At 45.8% G+C, this 6,499-nt stretch carries 9 protein-coding genes; 5 read left to right on the forward strand and 4 right to left on the reverse strand.

Annotated elements, in window-relative coordinates; all coding sequences use genetic code 11:
* Positions 1-28: 28 nt before the first annotated feature.
* From DS742_RS05045 to DS742_RS05055, 3 genes are read right to left on the reverse strand one after another with little or no spacing between them, the layout of a single operon-like run.
* Complete coding sequence (locus DS742_RS05045) at positions 29-1,234, reverse strand: class I SAM-dependent rRNA methyltransferase (RefSeq protein WP_117415925.1); 1,206 nt, start codon at positions 1,232-1,234, stop codon at positions 29-31.
* Between the two features lie 19 nt (positions 1,235-1,253).
* On the reverse strand, positions 1,254-1,769 hold the full coding sequence (locus DS742_RS05050) for a hypothetical protein (RefSeq protein ID WP_242996395.1): 516 nt from the start codon (positions 1,767-1,769) through the stop codon (positions 1,254-1,256).
* Positions 1,766-2,197: a DUF4430 domain-containing protein gene (locus tag DS742_RS05055; protein WP_117415926.1), complete on the reverse strand. Its 432-nt coding sequence runs from the start codon at positions 2,195-2,197 to the stop codon at positions 1,766-1,768. The genes DS742_RS05050 and DS742_RS05055 overlap by 4 nt, the downstream gene beginning before the upstream one ends.
* A 151-nt stretch (positions 2,198-2,348) precedes the next feature.
* Between DS742_RS05055 and DS742_RS05060 the strand changes: the two genes are divergently transcribed.
* The 5 genes from DS742_RS05060 to DS742_RS05080 all read left to right on the forward strand — a co-directional run bounded on the left by DS742_RS05060 (position 2,349) and on the right by DS742_RS05080 (position 5,981).
* Positions 2,349-2,966 carry a hypothetical protein gene (locus DS742_RS05060; protein WP_117415927.1) on the forward strand — a complete coding sequence of 206 codons (618 nt, stop codon included), beginning with the start codon at positions 2,349-2,351 and terminating at the stop codon, positions 2,964-2,966.
* Between the two features lie 72 nt (positions 2,967-3,038).
* The gene (gene hisH, locus DS742_RS05065; protein WP_117415928.1) at positions 3,039-3,647 is read left to right on the forward strand and encodes an imidazole glycerol phosphate synthase subunit HisH; all 609 of its coding nucleotides are present in this window, start codon (positions 3,039-3,041) and stop codon (positions 3,645-3,647) included.
* A 12-nt stretch (positions 3,648-3,659) separates the two neighbouring features.
* A complete protein-coding gene (gene hisF / locus DS742_RS05070) occupies positions 3,660-4,421 on the forward strand; it encodes an imidazole glycerol phosphate synthase subunit HisF (protein ID WP_117415929.1) in 762 nt (253 codons plus the stop codon).
* A gap of 36 nt (positions 4,422-4,457) precedes the next feature.
* A complete protein-coding gene (gene ung / locus DS742_RS05075) occupies positions 4,458-5,132 on the forward strand; it encodes a uracil-DNA glycosylase (protein WP_117415930.1) in 675 nt (224 codons plus the stop codon).
* Between the two features lie 15 nt (positions 5,133-5,147).
* The gene (locus DS742_RS05080; RefSeq protein ID WP_117415931.1) at positions 5,148-5,981 is read left to right on the forward strand and encodes an undecaprenyl-diphosphate phosphatase; all 834 of its coding nucleotides are present in this window, start codon (positions 5,148-5,150) and stop codon (positions 5,979-5,981) included.
* Between the two features lie 90 nt (positions 5,982-6,071).
* Here DS742_RS05080 and DS742_RS05085 read toward each other — a convergent pair whose 3' ends face one another.
* Entirely contained in the window at positions 6,072-6,317 is a 246-nt protein-coding gene (locus tag DS742_RS05085; protein WP_117415932.1) for an HPr family phosphocarrier protein, read from the reverse strand.
* Positions 6,318-6,499: the final 182 nt, after the last annotated feature.

The raw sequence follows: 6,499 nt of genomic DNA on the forward strand, positions 1-6,499 counted from the left end.
GAGATTGCGGTCTCTTCTTTTTTCTTACTTATTTCTCATCACAAACCTGAAAAATATAAAACTTCAGATAGTAAGAGTTCTCGTCTCCGCTCCATAGTATGGGGTGGTCTGCAGACTGGGTGCGGTACTCTACCTGGCGCAGGCGTTTGTGGGCGCTTACAGCTGCTTCCCTTATGGTTTTTGTAAACAGTTCAGGGGTCATGAAATGAGAACAGGAGCAGGTTGCCAGATAACCGCCATCCTTAACAAGCTTTAAGCCCCGGAGATTGATTTCCCGATAACCCTTTACTGCATTTTTTACAGAGTTTCTGGATTTGGTAAATGCCGGAGGGTCGAGTATAACCACATCGAACTTTTCTCCGGCCTTTTCAAGCTCAGGGAGAAGTTCAAAGACATCGGCGCAGCGGAAGGAAACCCGGTCTGTAAGACCATTTAACTCAGCATTCTCCCTTGCCTGGGCAACGCCCAGCTCGGAAGCATCCACACCAAGCACTTCTTTTGCTCCGGCGATACCTGCGTTTAATGCAAAAGAACCGGTATGGGTGAAACAGTCCAAAACCCGTTTGTCTCTGCATAAGCGTTTTATGGCAAGGCGGTTGTATTTCTGGTCCAGAAAGAAGCCTGTCTTCTGGCCGTCTTCTACATCCACCAGATACTTAACATCATTTTCCGTAATCTCAACCTTGGTATCAAAGGGGTCGCCGATGAATCCCTTGAAGCGTTCCATCCCTTCCTGAAGCCGGACCTTGGCATCGCTTCTCTCATAGATACCACGGATTTCGATTCCGTCTTCTGCCAGAATGGATTTCAGTTTTTCCAGAATCACTGGCTTTAAACGGTCGATTCCAAGTGCCAGGGACTCCACTACCAGGACGTCAGAGAACTTGTCCACTACGATTCCCGGAAGAAAATCCGCCTCTCCGAAGATGATCCGGCAGCTGCTGGTGTCTACGGTAGTTTTTCGGTATTCCCATGCGTTCCGCACCCGCATTTCGATGAAATCCTCATTGATCTCCACATCTTTTTTCCGGGTCATCATGCGGACTGTGATTTTTGAATTGGTATTTATGAAGCCGTGCCCCATGCAGTAGCCGTCAAAATCTTTAACAGTGATGATATCTCCGTTTGTATAATCTCCCGTAATGGTATCAATTTCGTTGTCGTAAACCCACATCCCACCGGCTTTTAACGACCGGCCTTCCCCCTTTTTAATTCTTACGATAGCTGTTTCCATAGTCCGTTACTCCTTTGCTTTATGATTGGTGCCGCTTCAGCCGGGTAAGCAGCTGATATAAGGGTTTAAATAAAATAAGTGAAACAGTGAAGTTCCCCATTCCATGGAGAATGTCAAATGGTATTCCTGCAGTCCACCAGACAAAGGCGGCAGCCAGGCCTCCGGTCAGAATTGTGGGCAGAGAGGATAACAGACCAAACAGCATTCCAAAGGTTCCTGAAAGCAGTGCGGCCGAGAAGGATGAGGGGCAGTTCTTTTTGTATAGGAGAAAAACGGCGGCTGGAATCAGAGCCCATACATATAAGTAGGAAAACCACCAGATGCCAATTCCCCAGAAAAATCCTTCCAACAGAACAAACACGTACAGGATCATCCATACGTGTCTGCCAAATACCAGAGTGTATAAAATTAAAAATAAAGAAACCAGCTCCACATTGGGAAGCCAGGATAAGCTCACCTGACTGATAAACAAAAGCGCGCATAAAAACGCATCAGTCACCAGCTTCTTTGTGGTTATGGGACGATCAGGAATCATGATCCGCCGCCTGTAGAGTCTGCAGGGGTGTACTGGAAGGTGTATCGTTCCCCGTCCTTAATGGCCTGCTGGCTTACACCGTAGCTGCAGGGCTCCCCGTCGCACAATAGAGCCCAGTAGGCTCCGTCTTTTTTATAATCTGCCTGTCTGCCGTTAACTTTAGTAACCATTAAGCCCAGTTCTTCAGTTGTGGTACCTTCAATAGTCAGATCCGGTATGGTTTTCAGGGCTTCTAATAAGTACTGCGCTTCTGTCGTTAACTGATAGTGGTCCGTCACCCCGTCTTCATATACCACGTCTACGGTAATGTTCTTGGTTCCCGCCATGGGGACCGGTCTTGTCAGAGTGTAGATGACTAACAGCAGTGCCAGGACCGCTATGGCTGCACAGCCTCCCAAAAAGGGAGAGAGCCTTTTGAATCGATTCATGTTATGCTGACTTCCTTTTTCATTATTCAAATAGCACAGATTAGTATAGCATAGAAGAGAGGAGTGCCGCAAGGTGAGAATTTCCATCTTTTCTTAAAAACTCCATTGATGTATAATGGAAAAGGATAGTAGAAAAGAAGGTGGATAACGTATGGCTTTGAATGAGCGGATTTTAAATGAAATAAAGGAATGTGAGAGGCTGCTGATCGGAATTGGAGAGGAATGGAACGGTCTGAAAGCAGATGGGGAAGACAGCCTTTATGAAAAGCTGGGCAAACTTATAAAGGATAAGGACTATTTTATAGTCACCACACTTACCAACGGAGAACTGATGAAGTCCAGTCTGGATACAAAACGTATGGTGGCCCCCTGCGGCAATGTCACCTGGAGGCAGTGTTCCAAATCCTGCACAAAGGACATCTGGGAGCCGGGAGAGATTGCCGATGACATCTGCCCCCATTGCAAAGAGCCGCTGACCGGCAATACGATCAAGGCAGAGAATTATATTGAGGAGGGGTATCTTCCCCAGTGGAATGCCTATACCAGATGGCTGGCAGGTACGCTGAATAAAAAGCTTCTGATTCTGGAACTTGGAGTGGGATTTCAGACACCCACGGTTATCCGGTGGCCTTTTGAGAAAACGGCTTCTGTAAATAATAAGGCATTTCTGTACCGCATTCATGGAAGTTTTGCACAGCTTACAGAAGGGCTGCGGGAAAAGGCTGAATCGATTCCTGTAAATTCCGTAGACTTCATACGAAGCATTTAGTCACGTTTTGCGTTGTGCAGGATCAGGGACTGTGTTAAAATATTGGAAAAAGGCGAAAAAGAGGTGGCTGCCATGATTGCGATTATTGACTATGATGCCGGAAACTTAAAAAGTGTGGAAAAAGCCCTTGCTTCGTTAGGGGAGAAACCGGTGGTAACCAGGGATAAGAAAACCATTCTGTCTGCAGACAAAGTGATTCTTCCCGGAGTGGGAGCATTTAAAGATGCCATGGATAAGCTTTGCCAGTATGACCTGCCGGGGGTAATCCGCCAGGTCACAGAAAAAGGAACTCCATTTTTGGGGATCTGCTTAGGACTGCAGCTTTTATTTGAAAGCAGTGAGGAAGGCGAAGGCGTCAAAGGGCTTTCCATTCTTCCTGGTAAAATCGTTAAATTTCCCGACACACCGGGACTTAAGGTTCCCCATATGGGCTGGAACAGCCTGACAATCAGGCCGGGAGCAAGACTTTTTAAAGGACTGGATTCCGGTGCATATGTTTATTTTGTCCATTCATATTATTTAGAAGCAGACAGTAAATCGGATGTTGCGGCCTCCTGTGAGTACGGGGTGGCCTTTGGTGCATCGGTGGAAAGAGACAACGTATATGCCTGCCAGTTCCACCCGGAAAAGAGCGGGGATACCGGTCTTAAGATACTGAAAAACTTTATTGAACTGACTTAAAGGAGGAGCCGCATGCTAACGAAACGAATCATCCCATGTCTGGATGTACATAACGCAAGAGTGGTAAAGGGTGTTAATTTCGTCAATTTACAGGATGCCGGTGATCCGGTGGAGATTGCTGCAGCCTATGATAAAGCAGGAGCTGATGAGCTGGTATTTCTTGATATCACGGCTTCCTCCGATAACCGGAATACAGTGGTTGACATGGTGCGCCGGGTTGCAGAAAAGGTTTTTATTCCTTTCACAGTAGGAGGCGGTATACGGACTGTAGAAGATTTTAAGATGCTTTTGCGGGAAGGCGCGGATAAGATTTCCATTAATTCTTCCGCAATTAATACCCCAGGGCTGATTTCTGATGCAGCGGATAAGTTTGGACGCCAGTGCGTGGTGGTGGCCATCGATGCCAGAAGGCGGGCAGATGGATCCGGCTGGAATGTTTTCAAGAATGGAGGAAGAATTGATACAGGACTTGATGCTGTTGAGTGGGCCATGGAGGCAGACCGCCTGGGTGCAGGAGAGATCCTGCTTACCAGCATGGACTGCGATGGTACGAAGGCGGGTTATGATGATGAATTAAACCGGATTATAGCTGAATCGGTATCGGTTCCGGTTATTGCATCAGGCGGTGCAGGGACTATGGAGCATTTTCACAGCGCTCTTACAAAAGGTAAGGCAGATGCGGCTTTGGCGGCTTCCCTATTTCATTACAAAGAACTGGAGATTATGGAGTTAAAACGGTACTTGCAGGAAAATGGTGTACCGGTAAGGATTTAAAACCGGGTTTTACCGGTGAGATGCAAAGGAGAAAAAATGGGAGCAATTGACAACGACTGGCTGGAACCCCTGAGCGGGGAGTTTAAAAAGCCATATTACAGGGAGCTTTATCAGAAGGTGAAGAAAGAGTATGAGACAACACAAGTCTTTCCGGACCCTAATGACGTATTTAATGCGTTTCAGTTCACCCCCCTTTCCAAGGTTAAGGCGGTAATACTGGGGCAGGATCCTTATCACAATGTTGGTCAGGCCCATGGTCTGTGCTTTTCCGTGAAACCCGATGTGGATATTCCCCCATCTCTGGTGAATATCTATCAGGAACTGAAAGAAGATATTGGCTGTGAGATTCCAAACAACGGTTATCTGAAAAAATGGGCTGATCAGGGAATTATGCTTTTAAACACTGTACTGACTGTGAGAGCCCACGCAGCCAACTCCCATCAGGGAATCGGTTGGGAAACTTTTACGGATGCGGCAATTAAGATCTTAAATGAACAGGACCGTCCAATGGTCTTTCTTCTTTGGGGGCGGCCGGCGCAGAATAAGAAGGTAATGCTCACAAATCCAAAACACTTAATACTGGAAGCGCCTCACCCCAGTCCTCTTTCCGCTTACAGAGGTTTCTTTGGCTGCAGGCATTTCAGCAAAACCAATGCTTATCTGGAAGCCAATGGAATCACACCCATAGACTGGCAGATAGAAAATATTTAAAACAGAGGAAATAAGATGAATATTATAGAGTTATTAAAAGTTATCGTTCTGGGAATTGTGGAAGGATTTACAGAATGGCTGCCAATCAGCAGCACCGGGCATATGATTCTGGTAGATGAGATCATTCATTTAAACCAGCCGGACAGTTATAAAAACATGTTTCTGGTTGTGATTCAGCTGGGGGCAATTCTTGCAGTAGTGGTGTTATATTTTGACAGGCTGAACCCATTTTCTCCAAGGAAAAAGGCAGCTCAGAAGAAGGCAACATTCATTTTATGGAGTAAGATCATACTGGCCTGTTTACCTGCGGCTGTTATTGGAATATTAGTGGACGACATCCTGGATAAATATTTAATGAACGGCTATGTTGTAGCGGCGACTTTAATTATATACGGTGTACTCTTTCTTGTGATTGAGAATCGGAACCAGTACCGGAACTTTGAGATTCAGAAGGTGGGAGAGATTTCTTACCAGACAGCTCTTTATATTGGTCTGTTTCAGCTGCTTTCCTTAATTCCTGGTACCTCCCGTTCCGGCTCCACCATACTGGGAGCCATGATTCTCGGCTGCTCCAGGGCGGCATCTGCAGAGTTTTCGTTCTTTCTCGGAATTCCGGTTATGTTTGGAGCAAGTCTTTTAAAGATCGTTAAATTCGGATTTAATTTTACAGGGGCTCAGATTTTTTATCTGATTCTGGGAATGGTAGTGGCATTTGCCGTTTCTGTCTATGCCATTAAATTTCTAATGGGATATATCAGACAGCATGACTTTAAATTTTTTGGGTATTACAGAATTGTTCTTGGTGTGATAGTACTTGTGTATTTTGGTATAACCGCTTTCCTTGGTTAAGGGAACCGTGAAAAAGAGAGTTGTCCGCCGGCCATCCGCCGCGGTCAACTCTCTTTTGTATGGTGTGTCATATGGGTTCCTTTCCGACGTCTACGGTCTAAACAGCATTCCGATCCGTCCTTCAGCAGCGAGTTCATCTACGCCGTCGAAGTTAAATAATAAATTCCGATTCTGTGTAACCAGTCCCATCTTCATTTCATCGTAGTCTTTTACATTAACCCTGGTCAGACCGTAATCAATATAGATATCGCACATAAATGCATTAGCCGTATTGATGAGGAGTGCCAGCGGAATGGGAATGGTACGCAGCTGGATATCGACATTCATCGTCCGCATATCCGTACCTCCTTCTCTTTAGCACCGGCGCCGCCGGTGTGGGCTCATGAAACGTTATGTATAAGGGTAAATCTGGTATTTTTATTTTACCTATTTCTATTTGAAATTACAAGGGTAAAAATAAAAAAGATCATGCTTCGTGTCAAAGCATGATCTTTTTGTGAGTGTGCCAAGCATGGCAC

Source organism: Lacrimispora amygdalina, from assembly GCF_003432035.1.
Lineage (GTDB): Bacteria > Bacillota > Clostridia > Lachnospirales > Lachnospiraceae > Lacrimispora > Lacrimispora amygdalina.

Bases quoted from the DNA above. Each gene is read 5' to 3' on its own strand.
- DS742_RS05050 (WP_242996395.1), bottom strand. From the start codon at position 1,769: ATGATTCCTGATCGTCCCATAACCACAAAGAAGCTGGTGACTGATGCG.
- hisF (WP_117415929.1), top strand. From the start codon at position 3,660: ATGCTAACGAAACGAATCATCCCATGTCTGGATGTACATAACGCAAGA.
- DS742_RS05080 (WP_117415931.1), top strand. From the start codon at position 5,148: ATGAATATTATAGAGTTATTAAAAGTTATCGTTCTGGGAATTGTGGAA.
- DS742_RS05045 (WP_117415925.1), bottom strand. From the start codon at position 1,234: ATGGAAACAGCTATCGTAAGAATTAAAAAGGGGGAAGGCCGGTCGTTA.
- hisH (WP_117415928.1), top strand. From the start codon at position 3,039: ATGATTGCGATTATTGACTATGATGCCGGAAACTTAAAAAGTGTGGAA.
- ung (WP_117415930.1), top strand. From the start codon at position 4,458: ATGGGAGCAATTGACAACGACTGGCTGGAACCCCTGAGCGGGGAGTTT.
- DS742_RS05055 (WP_117415926.1), bottom strand. From the start codon at position 2,197: ATGAATCGATTCAAAAGGCTCTCTCCCTTTTTGGGAGGCTGTGCAGCC.
- DS742_RS05085 (WP_117415932.1), bottom strand. From the start codon at position 6,317: ATGCGGACGATGAATGTCGATATCCAGCTGCGTACCATTCCCATTCCG.
- DS742_RS05060 (WP_117415927.1), top strand. From the start codon at position 2,349: ATGGCTTTGAATGAGCGGATTTTAAATGAAATAAAGGAATGTGAGAGG.